The 19,166-nt window shown below is 30.1% G+C and carries 15 protein-coding genes and 1 pseudogene; 6 read left to right on the top strand and 10 right to left on the bottom strand.

The annotated features are described in order from the left end of the window. The 3 genes and pseudogenes from WAO74_RS06705 to trkA all read right to left on the bottom strand — a co-directional run. Nucleotides 1–894, bottom strand: a pseudogene (locus WAO74_RS06705) (hypothetical protein); the annotation flags it as partial. Between the two features lie 194 nt (nucleotides 895–1,088). Beyond that, a complete protein-coding gene (locus WAO74_RS06710; protein WP_422160626.1) occupies nucleotides 1,089–2,588 on the bottom strand; it encodes a TrkH family potassium uptake protein in 1,500 nt (499 codons plus the stop codon). A 1-nt stretch (nucleotide 2,589) separates the two neighbouring features. Continuing rightward, a complete protein-coding gene (trkA, locus tag WAO74_RS06715; protein WP_422160628.1) occupies nucleotides 2,590–3,936 on the bottom strand; it encodes a Trk system potassium transporter TrkA in 1,347 nt (448 codons plus the stop codon). Between the two features lie 175 nt (nucleotides 3,937–4,111). Here trkA and radC point away from each other — a divergent pair, with 175 nt between their 5' ends. From radC to WAO74_RS06730, 3 genes are read left to right on the top strand one after another with little or no spacing between them, the layout of a single operon-like run. Beyond that, nucleotides 4,112–4,798, top strand: a complete 687-nt coding sequence (gene radC / locus WAO74_RS06720; RefSeq protein WP_422160630.1) for a RadC family protein — start codon at nucleotides 4,112–4,114, stop codon at nucleotides 4,796–4,798. A 38-nt stretch (nucleotides 4,799–4,836) separates the two neighbouring features. Then, nucleotides 4,837–6,141 carry a polysaccharide deacetylase family protein gene (locus tag WAO74_RS06725; protein WP_422160632.1) on the top strand — a complete coding sequence of 435 codons (1,305 nt, stop codon included), beginning with the start codon at nucleotides 4,837–4,839 and terminating at the stop codon, nucleotides 6,139–6,141. 1 nt (nucleotide 6,142) lies between these two features. After that, nucleotides 6,143–7,051, top strand: coding sequence for a hypothetical protein (locus WAO74_RS06730; RefSeq protein ID WP_422160634.1), 909 nt, complete (start codon nucleotides 6,143–6,145; stop codon nucleotides 7,049–7,051). On the opposite strand, the gene WAO74_RS06735 is transcribed toward WAO74_RS06730, so the two are convergent. Together WAO74_RS06735 and WAO74_RS06740 are read right to left on the bottom strand one after the other, a co-directional pair. Beyond that, on the bottom strand, nucleotides 7,041–7,652 hold the full coding sequence (locus tag WAO74_RS06735; protein WP_422160636.1) for a DapH/DapD/GlmU-related protein: 612 nt from the start codon (nucleotides 7,650–7,652) through the stop codon (nucleotides 7,041–7,043). The two genes, WAO74_RS06730 and WAO74_RS06735, sit on opposite strands and share 11 nt — an antisense overlap. Beyond that, nucleotides 7,645–8,904 (bottom strand): oligosaccharide flippase family protein, encoded by a 1,260-nt coding sequence (locus WAO74_RS06740; protein ID WP_422160638.1) that lies wholly within the window; start codon nucleotides 8,902–8,904, stop codon nucleotides 7,645–7,647. The genes WAO74_RS06735 and WAO74_RS06740 overlap by 8 nt, the downstream gene beginning before the upstream one ends. A gap of 67 nt (nucleotides 8,905–8,971) precedes the next feature. Between WAO74_RS06740 and WAO74_RS06745 the strand changes: the two genes are divergently transcribed. Next, nucleotides 8,972–9,673, top strand: a complete 702-nt coding sequence (locus WAO74_RS06745; RefSeq protein ID WP_422160640.1) for a YjjG family noncanonical pyrimidine nucleotidase — start codon at nucleotides 8,972–8,974, stop codon at nucleotides 9,671–9,673. A 75-nt stretch (nucleotides 9,674–9,748) separates the two neighbouring features. Then, a complete protein-coding gene (locus WAO74_RS06750) occupies nucleotides 9,749–10,564 on the top strand; it encodes a hypothetical protein (RefSeq protein ID WP_422160641.1) in 816 nt (271 codons plus the stop codon). Here WAO74_RS06750 and WAO74_RS06755 read toward each other — a convergent pair. Then, nucleotides 10,561–11,832 carry a replication-associated recombination protein A gene (locus tag WAO74_RS06755; protein WP_422160643.1) on the bottom strand — a complete coding sequence of 424 codons (1,272 nt, stop codon included), beginning with the start codon at nucleotides 11,830–11,832 and terminating at the stop codon, nucleotides 10,561–10,563. The two genes, WAO74_RS06750 and WAO74_RS06755, sit on opposite strands and share 4 nt — an antisense overlap. A gap of 76 nt (nucleotides 11,833–11,908) precedes the next feature. Between WAO74_RS06755 and WAO74_RS06760 the strand changes: the two genes are divergently transcribed. Further along, nucleotides 11,909–12,571, top strand: a complete 663-nt coding sequence (locus tag WAO74_RS06760) for a rhomboid family intramembrane serine protease (protein WP_422160645.1) — start codon at nucleotides 11,909–11,911, stop codon at nucleotides 12,569–12,571. 32 nt (nucleotides 12,572–12,603) lie between these two features. Here the strand turns inward: WAO74_RS06760 and rlmB are convergent, their stop codons facing one another. The 4 genes from rlmB to WAO74_RS06780 all read right to left on the bottom strand — a co-directional run bounded on the left by rlmB (nucleotide 12,604) and on the right by WAO74_RS06780 (nucleotide 19,067). Continuing rightward, nucleotides 12,604–13,362, bottom strand: coding sequence for a 23S rRNA (guanosine(2251)-2'-O)-methyltransferase RlmB (gene rlmB / locus WAO74_RS06765; RefSeq protein ID WP_422160647.1), 759 nt, complete (start codon nucleotides 13,360–13,362; stop codon nucleotides 12,604–12,606). Between the two features lie 75 nt (nucleotides 13,363–13,437). Beyond that, nucleotides 13,438–14,169, bottom strand: a complete 732-nt coding sequence (locus WAO74_RS06770) for a hypothetical protein (protein ID WP_422160648.1) — start codon at nucleotides 14,167–14,169, stop codon at nucleotides 13,438–13,440. A 57-nt stretch (nucleotides 14,170–14,226) separates the two neighbouring features. Further along, complete coding sequence (locus WAO74_RS06775) at nucleotides 14,227–15,750, bottom strand: RagB/SusD family nutrient uptake outer membrane protein (RefSeq protein WP_422160650.1); 1,524 nt, start codon at nucleotides 15,748–15,750, stop codon at nucleotides 14,227–14,229. Nucleotides 15,751–15,770: 20 nt separating this feature from the next. Continuing rightward, nucleotides 15,771–19,067, bottom strand: a complete 3,297-nt coding sequence (locus tag WAO74_RS06780) for a SusC/RagA family TonB-linked outer membrane protein (protein ID WP_422160651.1) — start codon at nucleotides 19,065–19,067, stop codon at nucleotides 15,771–15,773. Between the last annotated feature and the right edge of the window lie 99 nt (nucleotides 19,068–19,166).

A 19,166-nucleotide genomic window follows, 5' to 3' on the forward strand; every position in this document is an offset into this window, starting at 1 on the left:
ACCTTCTGGTATATTAGAAATAACAATAGTTCCTGAAGCTGAACTTGATGGACTGTCTCCACTAATTGTTCCAACATTACCAGTTGTGGATAAAACAAAGGTTTTACCATTGAGTATTATTGTAAAAGGGATGGATACAGAATAAGTATCATCATTTAAACCAACACCAGCTATTGTTGTACAACTTACAGTTGCATTACCAAGTGATAATATTCCAGCAGACAACGTAGTAAATGAGGTTGTAGAAATTGGTAATATTAATGTTCCATCAGAAGCTTCTTGCTGCCAATTAACTATATCCATTATTAATGGTAAATAATCGCTGAATGCAATTTCACTAGATCTTGAACCTGTATATAAAAAACCATCTCTATCATTTGCAAAATCAATGAAATTTGTTCCAGAAGTTAAGCCTGTTCCTGTTAAAGTTCCTCCACTGCCTGCATCATCACTTGAAATACCTGCAAGAAAACCAGGAGTTGCCATAGTTGTTGCTATTGGTTCACTTAAAAGAGCGTACAAGGTTTCATTTGAAGCGCCTATATTTATGCCACTTCCACTTACAGAACCACTTCCACTTTCTAGTGAAGCTGTTCCGCCAACATTCCCTGCAATAACTACTATAGATCCAGCAGGAAGAATTGATGTATGTGACCAGCTCACTTCACCTTCACCAGTATCATTAAATGAATCTCCATCCCATTCATTATCTGTAAACCAAATAGTTGTATTTGCAGGGATGTCTGCTAATGCTACAAATGCGAAATCGTCATTTCCATCAGCATTTAAAGCAATAAAGGCGATATCACCTGCTGTTTGAGCTTTCATAGAAAAAGATGTTGAAATAGCTAACAACATAAAAAAAGCAATTTTAAAAAAGTTTTTTTGTTTCATAATTTATATAATATTTTATGCTTCTAAATTACAAAAAAAATGTAAACAAAAAAAGGTATCTTTCAATTTAACAGTAAGTTAATGTTAACATAAAATAGAAATAATATTTTTAGTTTTTTGGTAAAATATGCTTATAAATTTTATCAGAAAACGAAAATTTAAAAAAGGAAAGTAAAAAAAGAATGAATTAAATATTAATTTTTTCTCCAAAAGAAAGGAGTGAATAATATTAAAACAGTAAACAGTTCTAATCTACCCACCAACATTAAAAAGCCACAAAACCATTTAGCAGCATCAGTTAAATGAGCAAAATTATTTACTGGACTTACAGAACCAAGTGCTGGGCCAATGTTACCTAGAGAAGAGGCGGCTGCACCCAATGCAGAAAGAAAGTCTAACCCCATAAGAGTAAGTACTACAGAGCCCATTATAAAAATAAGCATGTAAATTATAAAGAACGAAAGAATGTTAAATACAATGTTTTGATTTACTGCTTTTCCATCTAATCGAACAGGTATAATTGCATTTGGGTGTAATGCTTTTTTAAATTCTAAAAAGCTGTTTTTAAGCATTATAATATGTCTTACAATTTTTACACCACCACTTGTAGAACCTGCAGAACCTCCTGTGAAAAAGAGTGCAAAGAAAATTCCTGTTGCAAAAAAGTTCCACATAGTAAAGTCGGCACTTACAAAACCTGTTGTGGTAACTACTGAGGTTACCATAAATAAAGAATGTCGAAAAGCACTTTCTGTTTTACCCAAAACTTCAGGATGTGCTAAAACTGTTACCAAGTTCTCGTCTTGAAAAAATAGGATGATTATAGCAATTAGGATTGAAATACCTAAAATTCCGAAGAAATAGTATTTGAATTCCTCACTCTGAAAAACCTTTTGAATTTTTCCTTTTAAAGCAAAATAAGTAAGTACAAAATTTGTACCTGCTATAAACATAAATAAAATGATAATATATTGAATTAATGGACTACCATTATAATAAGAAATGCTATCTGTTTTGGTAGAAAAACCTCCTGTACTTAATGTGGCCATTGCATGATTTATAGCATCAAACCAAGTCATACCTGCAATTTTTAGTAGAAAAAATTCAGCAAGTGTTAATATAAAGTATATCAGATATAATCGTTTTGCGGTATCTGTAATTCTTGGATGTAATTTATCTGCAGAGGGTCCAGGAGCTTCTGCCATAAAAAGCTGCATTCCTCCAATTCCTAAAAGTGGTAGAATGGCTATTGTAAGAACAATAATTCCCATTCCTCCAATCCAATGCGTTGCGCTTCTCCAAAATAAAATTCCATTTGGCATGCTACCAACGTCTGTTAAAATGGATGAGCCTGTTGTGGAATACCCAGAAATTGTTTCGAAAAAAGCATCTGCAATAGATGGAATTGCTCCAGAGAGCAAATAAGGTAACATTCCTGTAAAAGATAATATGAGCCAACCTAAAGTTACTATTAAATATCCTTCCTTTTTTTGAATGTTTGTATTTTTGGGTTTGTTAAAATAGAACAACAGTAAACCAATAAATACAGTGATGATTCCTGCATTTAAAATACCCCATGCTTCAGGTTCATCACTAAAATAACTAAAAGGAAAAGAGATAAACATAAACAAGCCATTAAGCATGGCTGTAATTCCAAGAAACCTGTATATTATTTTTAAATTAAGAGTTGCCATGTTAATTAAATAGACGCTCTACAGTGGAAATAGCTTCTGGTAAACAAAAAACAATCACTTTATCACCACTTCTAATTTGCATGTCTCCAAAAGACATTAAAGCTTTGCCATCTCTAATAATTCCGCCAAAAACGGCTTCTCTAGGAAAACGTAAATCTTTAATCGGTTTTTCTGTAACCTTTGCATCTGCTTGCACTTCGAATTCAAAAACTTCTGCATCTATATTGTGCAAATTTGCAAGTTCTAAAATTTCTCCTTTTCTAATATGCTTAAAAATATTACTTGCAGCAATTAATTTTTTATTGATGAGAGACTGAATACCAATGGTTTGAGAAATATCAATATAATCCATATTTTCTACTAAGGCAATGGTTTTCTTTACTCCTTTAGATTTAGCCACTAAACAAGACATAATGTTGGTTTCAGAATTCCCTGTAACTGCAATAAAAGCATCCATTTCTCGAATGTTTTCTTCTTCTAAAACTTCTAAATCTCTACCATCTGCATTAATTACTAAAACATTGGTTAAGCCTTCTGCTAACGCTTCTGCTTTCTCTCTATTTTTTTCAATTAATTTTACGTTGAAATTATTTTGACATAAATTCCTTGCCGTTTTTTCTCCAATACTACTTCCTCCTAAAATCATTACATTTTTTAAAGAAATATGCTTGCTACCAATAATAGGATAAATGGCATCTATACTGTAATTAGGTACAGAAAAATAAACTTGGTCATCTAATTGATAAGTAGTATCACCTCTAGGAATAATGGTTTGAGATACATTTTCTCTTTTAATTGCAATAGTGATAAAATCGATATTCGAAAACTTTTGTTTGGCTTCTTTTACAGTTAAATCTACCAAAGGAGATTTATAAGTAAGCACAGTTCCCATAACATTAAACAACCCGTTTTCAAATTCTACTGTATCGTTAAAAGAAGATTGATTTAACAGCATTTTAATTTCATTTGCTGCTAATTCTTGAGGAGAAATCATAAAATCTACCCCAAATTTTGTAAAATCTACTTCACAATTATTTAAAAATTCTGGATTATCTATCCTTGCAATTGTTTTTTTTGCACCTAAAGATTTACCAATTACAGAAATTGTAAAGTTGGTGTTTTGGCTTTCTGTAACAGCTATTAACAAATCTGCAGAATCAATACCAATTTCCTTTAAAAGTTTTATAGAAGTAGCATCTCCTTTTTTGGTAATTACATCTAAATGATTATTAATATAATTTAAACGATCACCATCAAAATCAATAATGTAAGTGTCTTGAGATTCGTACGAAAGTAGCTTGGCTAAGTGAAAACCTACATCACCAGCACCAGCTATGATTATTTTCATATTTTAAAATAGAAATATTCTACAAAGATACAAAAGTCTATAAACACTAGTAAAAAACATTTTATTTTTTACGATATTGATTTCGGATTCAAATATTTATCAACATAAATTATTAGAATTACATCAAAGAATGCAGCATTAATAATGATTTTAGTACTTTTATAAAAAATGTGAGATGGAAAAATTAACCATTAAATCTTGGGCTTTAGATGACAGGCCTAGAGAAAAACTAATAGCAAAAGGCAAATTAGCATTGTCTGATGCAGAATTAATAGCCATATTAATTGGTTCTGGAAACAGACAAGAAAGTGCAGTAGATTTATCGAAAAGAATTTTAAATTCGGTGGATGGTAATATTAACAATTTAGCAAAATTATCAATAGAAAAACTGACCACCTTTAAAGGTATTGGAGAAGCAAAAGCCATTTCTATCATTACAGCTTTAGAATTGGGTAAAAGACGTCATTCAGAAATTGCTCTCGAAAAAGCAAAAATAACCAGCAGTAAAGACGCTTTTACCATTATGCAACCCATCATTGGCGATTTAGAGCACGAAGAGTTTTGGGTGCTATTTTTAAATAATTCTAATAAAGTGTTAGCAAAAAACCAAATAAGTAAAGGAGGTTTAACTGCAACCCTTGTAGATGTGAGATTGCTTTTTAAACAGGCCTTAGAGTTAACAGCGGTTGCTATTATTGTTTGTCACAATCATCCTTCAGGAAAATTGAAGCCAAGTAATGCAGATATTCAATTAACTCAAAAAATTAAACAAGCTGGAAATACTTTAGATGTCAAAGTTTTAGATCATTTAATAATTACTGAAAAAGCGTATTTTAGCTTTGCTGATGAGGGCATTTTTTAAGATTATTTTTTAAAAGGATGCCAATCAAAATTTAATACATGATATTAATATATACCCATAAAATAACTCCAAGAGTTCGTTATATTTTTAAACAAATACTAACTAGAGTCTTATTAATACCTGTAAGTTTTACTTCTAAAATCGAAGATTTTGTGGCTCATAATGGCCCGAAATTAACTTATACAAAAACACCTTTAGGGAACGAGTTTTTTATAAAAAGTAACAATTTGTTGTTTGAACAAGGTGTAAACGACTTAGAAATTGTAATTCAAGATTGGGATAATATTCCTTGTTTTTTTGTAACAAATTTAAAATCGGCTATTCCTTTCGATATTTTTGCGGCTAGTTTTTATTTAATAACACGTTACGAAGAATATTTACCACATGTAAAAGATATTCATGGACGCTTTACAGCAGCCCAAAGTTTAGCGTATAAAAATAAATTTTTACAAAAACCTGTAATAGATATTTGGGCGTATAAATTTTTAGAAATTTTGAAAGAAAAATTTCCAGATTACGATTATGAAACAAGAGAATATAATTATATTTCTACAATAGACATAGACAATGCTTTTGCATATAAACACAAGAGTTTAATAAGAAGTGTAGGTGGATTTTTTACAGACTTTTTTGGCTTAAAATTGGGGAATGTTTGGAATAGGCTTGCTGTGCTTTTAAATCTTAAAAAAGATCCTTTTGATACTTTTCAAAAAATTATTAGACTTAAAAAAGAGTTCGATGTAAAAACCATCTTCTTTTTTCTTGTGGGAGATTATACCACTCATGACACCAATGTTTCTGCATCAAAAAACCAATATCGATTGTTAATAAAAGAAATGGTAGATTATGCCAGGGTTGGTTTGCATCCATCTTATTTTACAATGCAAAATGCACAACTTTTAAAAAAGGAAAAAGAAAGATTAGAAAATATTACCAATATTCCTGTGAAAAGATCTAGACAACATTATTTACGTTTTTCTTTACCAGAAACGTATCAGAATTTAATTGATTTAGAAATAGAAGAAGAATATTCTATGGGCTATGCTAGCAGTGTTGGTTTTAGGGCTAGTACTTGTACTCCTTTTTATTTTTATGACATCGATTTTGAAATTCAAACACCATTAAAAGTGTTTTCATTTGCATTGATGGATACCACTTTAAACGATTACATGAAACTTACTCCAAAGCAATCTTTAGGTAAAATTAGAGATTTAAGAAACGAAGTAAAAGCAGTAAATGGCACTTTTATTACCTTGTTTCATAACGAAAATTTAAGCGATTATTTACGATGGAAAGGTTGGAAACGTTTATACGAATCCATGCTAAAAATAGCAACTTCTTAAAATGATTACATACGTTAAAAGACAAGATTTAGATATTTTTAAATATGATGCTTGCATAGAGAATTCTTTACAATCTAAAATGTATGCATTTTCTTGGTATTTAGACATTGTTGCAGACAATTGGGATGTGTTGGTTTTAGATAATTATAAAGCTGTAATGCCAATTCCTTGGCGGAAAAAATTCGGAATAAAATATGTCTATCCACCTTTTTGGTTGTTAGAATTGGGTATTTTTTCTTTGGATGAATTAAAAGATTACACTCTTTTTTTTGATGAATTATTTAGTCAGTTTAAATCTGTAGAATCTAGATTAAATACTGATAATTTCATTAAAAATTCTAAGTCTTTTTTGATTAAAAAACAGATGCAAAAGCTGTCTATTGATAAAGATTATGAAGCGATTTTTAATACTTACAGAAAAGATCGAAAGAAAGATATAAACAAGGCAAAAAAAGCAGATTTACTTGAAAAATGGAATGATAAACCTGAGAAATTAATTCAATTATTTAAAGATAACGTAGGGCAAAGAACACCAAATATTATTGAGAAAGATTATAAGGTTTTAGAAAAGTTGATAAAAATTTGTATTGATAAAAGAGTAGGAGAGATCCTTTCTATTTACAATAAAGAAAATAAATTAGTAGCATCTGGTTTTTTCTTAAAACACAAAAAAACGATTACTATTTTAGTTTCATCTACAGATTTTGAAAACAGAAATAATGGCGAAAATACTTTTTTAATTGATAGAGCAATTTATCAATATCATCAAAATTTCGAAATCTTTAATTTCGGAGGTTCATCCATGAAATCAATAGCTGATTATTTTTTAAGTTTTGGTGCAGAAACAGAAGAATATCAGCAAATAAAATACAATAATTTACCTTTTTTTATAAAGCTATTTAAACCCTAGATTGTAAGAATTCTAAAAACTTTGCAGGTACTTTTTTATTGAAAATTATTTTTGATAAATCTTCAGCATAGTTCTCTTTTTGTTTAATTACAACACAAGGGTTTCCAACAGCTACAGAATTGCTTGGAATATCTTTATTAACCAAAGAATTTGCACCAATAACTACATTATTTCCAATAGAAACTTCAGGTAAAATGGTGCTATTTCCACCAATCCAAACATTATTTCCAATGGTAATAGGTTTCCCTTTTGTGTGTTCCCTTAAATTATCGTTTTTATGATTCGAAGAAATAATATTTACTCCTGGACCTAATTCTATATTAGAGCCAAAAATAATTCCATTATTTGCTTGAATATAATTGTTGAGGTTATCTCCAGGATCGCACAAAATACCTTTGGTAATGTTATTGGGAGCTAATACTTTTGATGTATAATGAACTGGCCATTTTACTTTAGGATTTAATCTAAATAATTTTTGTGGAATTAAGTAATGAAAAACTAGAATATAATAACGCTGATAACCATATTTTGGTCTGTAATATTCTGGGTAAAAGAAGTTTACAATCCAACCAAAAAATAAGAAATCTAACTTTTTAAACATTTAGTTGGTTTCTTTTTAAATGATTTAAGAAATAATATAATAATATATAGTAACCAATACCGCCAAATAAAGATAATATAAAAACAGTGTATAAAATATTGCTATATAACACTCCAAAGTAAATGGCAATAAGATTTATGATAAAAAGGTAGCAGTTAAATATCAATCCAATCAAATTTTTATCTAAAACAACAATTAAACTACTAATTGGGTTAAACGAACTTCTAGCTAAAATTAAAAAAGATAAAATTAAAATATAGGTTTTTAAGTATTCCCATTGATTCTCGAAAAAAACATCTAAAATGTAGATACCTAAAGTATTAATTATCAATAAAAACAAAACCATTATTAATAAATTGCTTTTGATAATTTTTTTTGTAACTGTAAGTAATTCAATTTTATTTTCACTTTTTAATTCTGATGATTTTTGATAATAAACTTCAGAAACTGATGATGAAATTAAGAACAAAGGAGTTGCCAAAATTTTAATACTAAAAAAATAAACTCCAGCTTTTTCTGCTCCAAAAAAAGCAAGAATTAAAATAGGCATCAAATTATTTGCTAGGCTATTAATAATATTAGAAGGCAGTAAAAATGTTACTAAACTTTTATTTAATATAATTCCCTTTTTTATTTCATTAAAATTAACCTTATTTAAGTTGCTCTTATTTTTATAAAAGTTATAAAGAAGTAAAATAATTTGCGCCATTAAAAAGCCAATAATTAAGCCAAATAGTTTATAATATTCAAATAAGATAAATTGCAGAATTACAGCACAAATTGTTATAAAAATTTTTATGTTAGAAATTACAGAAAACTTTTTCTGAAAAGTAAAAAAGCGTTGATGAGCTAAATTATAAGTAATAATTGCCGAACCAAAAAAGCAAAATAGAAACATATATGTATCCAATCTTTCAATCAAAATAAATTTTGAAAAAACAAATAAAACAAAAAAAATAAAAAGGGTAATTGGCAGAATGATGATTAAAATAAAATTAAACCAATTAATACTTTCATTCTTATTTTTTGATATAATAATACAATTATCTAGTTGTAAAGTTCCAATAATAGAAGCTATATTCATAATACTTACAAAAAAACCTAAAAATCCGTAAGCCTCTTTACCATAAAGTTTTGCAAGGTAAAACCCTACTAGTATTGCTATAATTTGAGCAATTATAGTTCCTCTAAACATTATTAAAATGTTTTTATAGAAAAAAGATAAAGGCTTTTTGTTTATTTTAGTGGTCAATTATTTTTTTTTTCAAAAATACAAAAATGAGTTTCTTTTAAACAGAAAATCAATTATTACTTAATTTATGAAGGTAACAAATAATAACAAAATACAACACGTCTTTTTTGATTTAGATCACACATTATGGGATTTTGAAAAAAACTCTGATTTAGCTTTTCAAAAAGTATTTAACGAGCATCAAATAGAAATTAATTTAGAAACTTTTTTAGAAGTTTACAGGCCTTTAAATCTGGAATTTTGGAGATTGTACAGAGAAGAAAAAATTACTAAAGAAGAACTAAGATACCAAAGATTAAAAAAGGCTTTTGATGGCGTTAATTTTACAATTTCAGATGATTTAATAGATTTAATTGCAATAGATTATATTAACTATTTGCCCCATTTTAATCATTTATTTGATGGTACTTTCGAAATTTTAGACTATCTAAAAGATAAATATCAACTGCATATTATTACCAATGGTTTTGCCGAAATTCAAACCAAGAAAATGGAATCTTCTAAAATTCTGCATTATTTTAATTCAATTATAACCTCAGAATCTGTGGGTGTCAAAAAACCAAATCCTAAAGTTTTTTATCATGCATTAGAAGCTGCACAAGCTAAATCTGAAAATTCAATAATGATTGGAGATAGTTTAGAAGCAGATATTTTTGGGGCAATGAATGCAAATATGTATGCAATTCATTGCAATTTTGAAAATGCAGAAATAATAGAGGAGAACATTATAAGTGTTCGATCTCTTTTAGAAATTAAGCAATATTTGTAGCGCTTCTGGGCAGAAATTATTTTAAGCTATATTCTTATCTTTACAAAAAGGAATTAATTTAAACATGTAATTAAAATGATAAAAAACATATTCTCTTTACTTTTAATTTTAACGATAACTTCAGTTTTAAGTCAGGAAACTAATTTTGATAAGTATCAATATATAATTGTACTAGATAGATTCGATTTTTTAAAAGAATCTGATCAATACCAAACAAGTTCTTTAACTAAATTTTTATTAAATAAAAAAGGGTTTAAAGTTTTTTTAAGTAGCGAAACACTACCAAATGAATTAAACAACAATAGGTGTTTGGCTTTGGTTGCAACAGTAAAAGATGATTCTAGTATGTTTACAACAAAAAATGCAATAGAAATTAAAGATTGTTTAGGTAAAGTTTTATATACTTCAAGTTTTGGTAGTAGTAAACTAAAACTGTATGAAAAAGCATATCATGAAGCCATAAGAGATGCATTTAATAGTATGACTGATTTTAATTACAGCTATAACCCTGACTTAGTTAAAAATATGGTTGATGAGAAAAATGAAGTTGTTATTGCTAAAAATAGCACCAATGTTATAATAAGTTCGGTTAAAAAAAATCCAGTAATAATACCAACTCCAGAAATTAAAGTTGATGAAAAAAACAAAAATATTTCTGATTTAGATATTGTAGATATTGTAGATATTTTATATGCGCAAGCAAAAGATAATGGATTTCAGTTGGTAAACACCAAACCAGAAGTGGTTTTTTTACTTTTAAAAACAAGTTTAAAAGATGTCTTTTTAATAAATGATAATAATGGAATTTTTTACAAAAACGGAGATTTTTGGGTAGCTGAATATTATAAAAATGATACACTTATTGCAAAGAAATATCAAATTAAATTCTAATAATTATACTTGTTTTTCCATCTGGTTTTTAAAGTTTCTCTAAACTGATTTTCTCTTGCATTGTTGCCTGGTTCATACAAAATGGTATTCGAAATTTCATCTGGTAAAAATTCTTGAACTACGAAATTGTTTGTAAAATCGTGAGAATATTTATAATCTTTACCATAATCTAGATCTTTCATTAATTTTGTTGGCGCATTTCTTAAATGAATAGGAATTGATAAATCGCCAGTTTTTTTAACTAAATCTTGGGCATTTTTAATAGCAAGATAAGAAGCATTGCTTTTAGGTGAATTTGCTAAATAAACAGCACACTGACTTAAAATTATACGAGACTCAGGATTGCCAATTACAGAAACTGCCTGAAACGTATTGTTTGCTAAAATTAACGCAGTAGGGTTTGCATTTCCAATATCTTCTGATGCAGAAATTAATAACCTTCTCGCAATAAATTTCACATCTTCACCACCTTCAATCATTCTAGCCAACCAATAAACAGCGGCATTTGGGTCACTGCCTCTTATAGATTTTATAAAAGCTGATATAATGTCATAATGTTGTTCTCCGGTTTTATCATATCTAACCGTGTTTTTTTGAATTTTTTCTAAAACTAACTTGTTTGTAATTTCAATTTCGTCTTCTGTAGAAACTAATAAATCAAAAATATTTAATAGTTTTCTTGCATCACCACTAGAAACTTGTAACAGGGCATCTGTTTCTTTTAAATTAATTTTTTTGGTTGATAAAAGAGTGTCTTTTTCCATTGCTCTGTGCAACAAAGCGATCAAATCATTTTTATCAAAAGAATTTAAAATATACACTTGACAGCGAGAAAGTAGGGCAGGGATTACCTCAAAACTAGGGTTTTCTGTGGTTGCACCAATTAATGTAACCCAACCTTTTTCTACAGCTCCTAGTAAAGAATCTTGTTGCGATTTGCTAAATCTATGAATTTCATCAATAAACAAAATAGGATTTTTAGCTGTAAACAAATCACCACCTTTCTTTGCTTTTTCTATAATATCTCTTACATCTTTTACCCCAGAACTAATGGCACTTAAGGTATAAAATGGTCTTTTAGATTCGGTTGCAATAATATTGGCAAGCGTTGTTTTACCAATTCCTGGAGGACCCCATAAAATTAAGGAAGGAATAACTCCTTGTTTAATTAAATTAGTTAAAACACCATTTTTGCCAACCAAATGCTGCTGACTAATATAATCGTCCAGACTTTTAGGTCTAATTCTTTCTGCCAAAGGTTCATTCATTTAGTAAAAATAATAAAGATTTCTGACAGAAATTGTAAAAATTCTATTTGGTTAGATTTTTGTAATTTTAGTTTTAATGGATGATTCTAATGATTTAAAAATATCGAGGTCTATTTTTCTTATTCCAATACTATTTGTCATTGTTATTTGGCTTATTTATTGGATAGAAATACAATTTGGATTAAATTTTAATAAATTCGGAGTTTATCCCAGAACTTTAATTGGTTTTAGAGGTGTTTTTTTTACACATTTTATTCATAGTAATACAAATCACCTTTTCAATAATTCTATTCCGTTATTTGTGCTATTATGTAGTCTTTTTTATTTTTATAGAGTTATAGCTTACAAAGTTTTGTTCATGGGTGGCTTTTTAACTGCGTTTTTAACATGGATTATTGCAAGAGAATCTTATCACATAGGTGCCAGTGGAATCGTTTATTTGCTTTTTAGTTTTGTTTTTTTTAGCGGAATTATAAGAAAGCATTATAGGCTAGTTGCACTTTCTTTAATTATTATATTCTTATATGGAAGTATGATTTGGTACGTTTTACCAATTAAAGAAGGCATGTCTTGGGAAGGACATTTATCTGGTTTTTTAGTAGGATTGCTTTTGGCACTTATATATAGAAAAAAAGGAATGATAAAAGAACACTATGAATTTAAAGAAACAGAATTCGATACTTTTTTTGATGAAAATGGAAATTTCAACCCACCGAAAATTGATGAGGAGTTAGAATAATTCAATTTTGCTTACTGCTTACTGCTTACTGCTTACTGCTTACTGCTTACTGAAATTCTTTGTCTTACAGTTTCATACAAAAATATACCACAAGCAACAGAAACATTTAAAGAAGAAATGTCTCCTAAGAGTGGAAGTTTAGCAGTATATTTTACCATTTTTAAAACAGAAGGGTTAACTCCTCTATGTTCAGAACCCATTACAATTGCGAGAGGCTGATTAAAATCTAAATCATAAATAGAGTTGTCTGTTTTTTCGGTGGCAGCAACCGTTTTTATCCCTGAAGCTGCTAATAGAAATAAAGCGTCTTTAATATGATTTACTTTGCAAATAGGTACTTTAAAAGCTGCACCTGCAGAAGTTTTAATGGTTTCAGCATTAACAGGAGCGCTTCCATTATTTGGAATAATAATTCCATTTACTCCAGTACATTCTGCGGTTCTAATAATTGCACCAAAGTTTCTAACATCCGAAATTTGATCTAACAATAGAAATAGAGGTAGTTCGTTTTTTTGAATTGTTTCTTCGATTAATGTTTCTAAATCGTAAAACTTAATTGGAGATATCTGAGCTACTGCTCCTTGATGATTGTTATTTTTAGACAGTCTGTCTAATTTTTCAACGGGTACTATGCTAGTTGTAATATTCTTTTCCTTAATAATTTTATTTAATGTAAAGTAAAGATCACCTCTTAAACCTTTTTGTAGATATATTTTGCTAATTGTAGATCCGCTTTCTATTGCTTCGATTATAGCTCTAAGTCCAAAAATATTTGTAGTGTCTGTTTTCATTTTGCAAATGTACTTTAATTTTATGCAAAAAAAAACCACCAAAATGGTGGTTTTTTAATATAATTATTATGGTTCTTATTTAGTATCAAAAGCAGTCGCTTCTGTTGATCCAAAATCTCCTCCACCAGAAGCTTTTACAACTCCTCCAATAGTAAGAGAGTAAGTTCCATTTGCAGGAAAACTTAAACCATCACCAAAAGAATCATTTATTGTAAAAGTGAAATCTCTTCCAGCACATAATGTAATAGTTTCACTTGCAGTAGCTTGACCATCAGCATAAGTACCTGCTGCTTTAGATGCAACAACACCTCCTAAAGAGTCTGTAATTACCCAACTAGTTTCACTACCATAACCATCAAAATTAATAGCTAATGTAGCAGTAACTTCACTACAATTTTGAATATAGTTCAAAGTTGCAGATCCACCATTAGCTAGTCCTTCTACAGCATCAAACTTTAATATTAGCGCATTTACACCAATGCCCAAATTGGTATCTGATAATTGTACTGTTAATGTTCCTACGTTTGATCCACCAGGTATTGTTACTGAGGTAGGTACAGTATAAGAACCAGCAGCAGCTGTTGAAGCAGGATCTACTGATAGATTAATTGTTCTATCAGAACCACTAGTATTTGCAGTAAAAACTGTTACATCAAAAGACTTTGTAGCGCCTACATCTACGGATGTAGAATATGTAGATTTCGAAAAAGTAACATAGTTAGTTCCTTCAGCTGTAGGAATGTCCTCTTCACAACTAGCAAAAACGAATACTGTTAGTGCTAAAAATATGTATTTTAATTTATTCATGATTTTTTAAATTTTTATAAAAGCTACCATTTTGTTTAAAAATGGTAGCTGTTTATTTTATTGATTCTGATCGCTTACGAATGGATTATTTTGAATTTCATCTAAAGGAATTTCAAATTGCATTCTTTCGTCATTATAAGGAATTGGCTCACCAACAAATGATAAGTGGTTTGTACCTCTCATAGTAGTTGCTTTGTTACGTTTCATAGCTAAGAAACTTTTTCCTTCACCCCAAAGCTCTATTCTTGTTTGTTTGTATATTTCGTTTGATAATTGTGTTCCATTTAAACCATCAATATACGATACATCTGGAACTCTTCTAGCCATTAAAGCTTTTAAACTAGTTCTTGCAGCTGCTGGATTGTTTGCCCTAGCATTTGCCTCTGCATTTAATAAATACATTTCTTCAATTCTCATAAAAACGTAGTCAGCAGTAACAGTTGTAGATGTACCTCCAATTGTACCAGAAGCTCTAAATTTAAATAATGGTTGTAAGTATCTACCACTAGCAGCATTTCCAAAAAATTGTGCTTTTCTAGCGTCATTAGCAGGAATTTGATCGTATAAACCTTTATCCATAGATTTATAATCACCAACCCAAGCATAGCTGTAAGACCAAGCATCTACTTGACCCCACCATGAAACTAAACCTAAACCAATTGCTGGTGTTAAATCTACACCCCACATCCAACTAGGAGAACTAACATCTTTAAAACCGTTAACAGTACCAGAAGTTGCAACTAATTCACTAGGTGAAAGCATTGTAAATCTAGCTCCATTAATTACTTCTTGTGTAAGTCTTGCTACATCTGCATCTCTACCACCTTTAGCACCTAAAACATAAGCTAACATACCTTTTGCTATATCTTGGTTCACTTGGTTTTTTGTAGCTCTATTAAAGCCATTTAACAAAGAAATTGCATCAGTTAAATCTTTTTCCATTAAAGTATAAACTTCTTCTGCAGTAGATTTCGGTAAATTAGTACCAATTGGTTCTATTGGCATTGGTAATATAGCCTCTGTTGCTATATACTCTTTTTGAAAAAATTGAGTAAGATAAAAGTATGAATTAGCACGCATTGCTTTTGCTTGACCCATTGAATATTTGTTATCATCAATAGCAGGTACAGCATCATTACCACCCAAGTTTTGAATGATATTGTTAGCAGATCTAATTAATCTGTAGTAATATCTCCATACAAATCTATTTCTAGATCTAGTAAAATCTAGAGGTGCTTGAAATTCTGAAATATCAGCACGATACCAACCATAACTACTACCACTTAAAGCCATATCTCCACAAAGCATGTCTGAAAAGATGTCATAACCTTTTTGACCAAAATCATCATGACTTGTAGATCCCCCAGTACCAGTTTGTATTACTTGCGAGTACAAACCTCCAATAAAGGCAGCAGGTATTTCTAAGTTTGTTAATGCACCTTGCTCTAATTGGGCATTCGTTATTGTTTGTGTCTGGTTACTTTCTCCAGAAACACCACTATTATTTAGTATATCATCACTACAGCTAAAGGTAATACCTAGTAACGCAGTAAATAATGATATTTTAATTATTTTTTTCATAATTGTTGTTCTTTTTTAAATTAAAATTTAACTCTAACTCCCATTGTAATTGTAGTTGCTGGAGCATAAAATTGTCTACCTGAGTTTCCTGCTTCACTATTATTGTTAGGATTAAATCCTGCTCTAGCAGTGTTTAGGAAAAGGTTGTCACCTGAAACCCATAAATTAATTGCATCAACACCAGATTTTGCTATAAAACTGCTTGGAACAGTATAACCAATTCTTGCATTGTTAAGTGCTAAATAATCTGTACTTGTAATAAAACGTGAAGATTGAGATGTTGCATTTACAACAGCATTATCTGATAAAATTGGAACGCCAGTTAAGTCTCCAGGATTTTGCCATCTTAATAAAATATCTTTATGAAAGTTATTACCAGCAGCTCCAAAACGGTCGCTCATTAACTCAGCATAGTTTCCATCATAAGCATAACCACCTAAACTATAAGTAAATTGAGTTGAAAAATCGAAATTTTTGATTTTTCCAGAAATTCTAAATGCACCTCTTACATCTGGTATAAATGATTTACCAATATACGTTTGAGTACCATTAGCATACGTTTTAGTTGTAGTTTTCTTAATATTAGCATTTTGTGCTAATAATTGATATTCATACAAAGTAGATGTTGAACTTGCAGAACCATCTTCTAGAAGAGCAAAATTACCTTCACCTGCGTCTAAAATATTATTATTGTTTTTATCATCATAATATTGGTACCACATTGGTGCTCCATCTGCAGGATCTACTCCAGCCCATTCTCTCATGTAAAAATCGAAAATTGAACGTCCTTGTGTAAAGGCATAAGCTCCATCTGTACTTGAATTTTCATCAATTAGTTTTGGTAAACCAGTGGTAACATCTAAAGGTAAAGTAACCATTTCGTTACTAATCATTTCTCCGTTAACTGCGAAGTCTAAAGAAAAATCTGCTTTTTTAATAATGTGAGCGGTTACATCGAATTCTAGACCAGCGTTTAATACTTCTCCATCGTTAACTAAGATAGAAGAAATTCCTGAAGAAGGTCCAACTCTCTGGTTAAAGAATAAATTATCAGTATTTTTTCTATAGTAATCTACGTTTACATCTAAATAATTACCAAAGCTCATTTCCACACCACCTTGAATCATTGTAGAAGTTTCCCAAGTTAAATCTGGGTTACCAACAACAGATTCAGAGATTGCTAAACCACCAACATAACTAACACCATATCTTGTAAAAGCTGTAGATGTTCCTGGTCCTTGTTGATCACCTGTTACACCATAAGAAGCTTTTACTTTTAAGTAAGATAAAAATGTATCTTTCATAAAGTCTTCTTCACTTACAACCCAAGATGCACCAACAGATCCAAAAGTACCCCATTTGTCATTTATAAAACGAGATGAACCATCTGTTCTAAGAGAACCACTAAAGAAGTATTTATTAGCATAGTTATAAGTTGCTTGACCAAAATAAGATTCGATACCAGATTCATTTACATAACCAAAAGCTGGTTGTTGACTTAATAAATAATTAGATAAGTTGTAAACTCCTGGTAATAGAACTTCTTGCTTGTATTGTTGAGAGAAAGAAAGGCTTGATTCAAATGTTTCATGTGCAGCAATAACTTCTAACGAATGATCTCCAAAAGATTTGTTAAAACGTAATAACTGTAAGAAAGTTTTTGACCAGTTAACAGCATCAGAAGCAGTTAAAGTTCCATTTGAATTAGAAGCAGGTCCATATACATGATTACCAGCATTAACACCTCTATTAAAAGAGTACTGACCTCCATAACGAGTTTCAAAAGTTAACCAATCTGTTAATTTAAAATCAGCAGAAAAATTACCATTCAAAGCATGCTCGTTAGATCCAACGAAATCTAATGTAGCAGACCCAATAGGGTTTAATAAATCAGAATTTGGTCTAGCTCTTGTAAATGGCACTGGAGCTGTAAGTCCTGTTGGAGAACCATAATCAAATTGAGCACCTCCGTAAATAGGATCTGGTACTAAATCTCCTGTATTTGGATATCTTGCATATACAGGATATAAAGGAGCCATTTTATCAGCAAATTCGAATACGTTTTCAGAACCGTTAGTCTGACCATTATTAGTGCTTTCAGAATATGCATAACCAAAATTAGCACTAACTTTTAACCAAGGTTTAACATCCGCAGTTAAATTAAGCCTAGTTGTATATCTTTTGTAATCAGAATTTATTGAATATCCACTGTCTTCTAAATAACCTGCAGAGAAAAAATATTTTGATTTATCTGAACCACCACCCATTCTTACGTTAGTTTCAGTACGAATTCCAGTTCCAAATGCGATATCAGCGAATCTTTCTGGCGTAAATAATCTGTTAACTCCAGATCTTACTGATCTTGTAGTTGGGTCTATAAGAGCTGTTGCAGTTGTAGCATCCCAAATATTATAACCATCACCTATTCCATTAAGGCCAAGTAATCTACCATTTGCAAAACCAACTGGATCAGCATTGTTAGTTACAACACCTCTGTTATAAAGTCCTTCCCATACTAAACCAACATATTCTTCTGGTGAAGAAAGTACATTATATCTATCAATTTCTTGAAAGTTTACACCACTTTTAACATCTACTTCAATGTACGATTTTTCGTTAGAAGAACCACTTTTAGTAGTAATTAAAATTACACCATTTGCACCTCTAGAACCGTAAATAGCAGTCGCAGTTGCATCTTTTAGAACGGTAGTAGATTTAATATCTGCAGGGTTAATTGCATTTAATTCTCCAGCTCCGTTAAAAGGAACACCATCAATTACATACAAAGGAGCACGATTTCCTAAAGGAGAACCATAACCTCTAATACGAACTGTACCAATAGTACCTGGTTGCCCAGAAGAATTAATAACAGTTACACCAGCAACCTCACCTGTTAAAGCTTGAGAAACGTTTGCGAAGTTTTTAGCTTCCAAATTTTCTGCAGTAACTGTTGTAGCAGTACCCGTAAAAGATTTTTTTGTACTTGTACCATAACCTACAATTACAATTTCTTCTAAAACGTTAGCATCTTCTGCCATTGTTACATTAATAACATTGGAAGCTCCTACTGTTTGTTCATTGGCTTTATACCCTAAATATCTAAATACTAAAACATCTCCTGCTTTAGCTTTAATAGAATATTTACCATCGAAATCAGTTTCTGTACCAGTAGTACTTCCCTTAATTATAACACTTACTCCTGGTAAACTTCCTGAATTATCAGATACAGTTCCAGAAATAGTTTTCTCTTGTGCAAAAGAAATTTGCACGACAAACGCCAGTAATAGCGTTAAAATCCCATTAAACTTTGTCTTCATTATATAATTATTTGAATTAATTAAAGCCAAAAGTCTTAAATAAAAGTTAATTAAACAATTTTTTTAACAAAAAAAATCAAATTTATTTCAGTTTTCTAT

The organism is Polaribacter sp. (genome assembly GCF_049276715.1).
GTDB lineage: Bacteria > Bacteroidota > Bacteroidia > Flavobacteriales > Flavobacteriaceae > Polaribacter.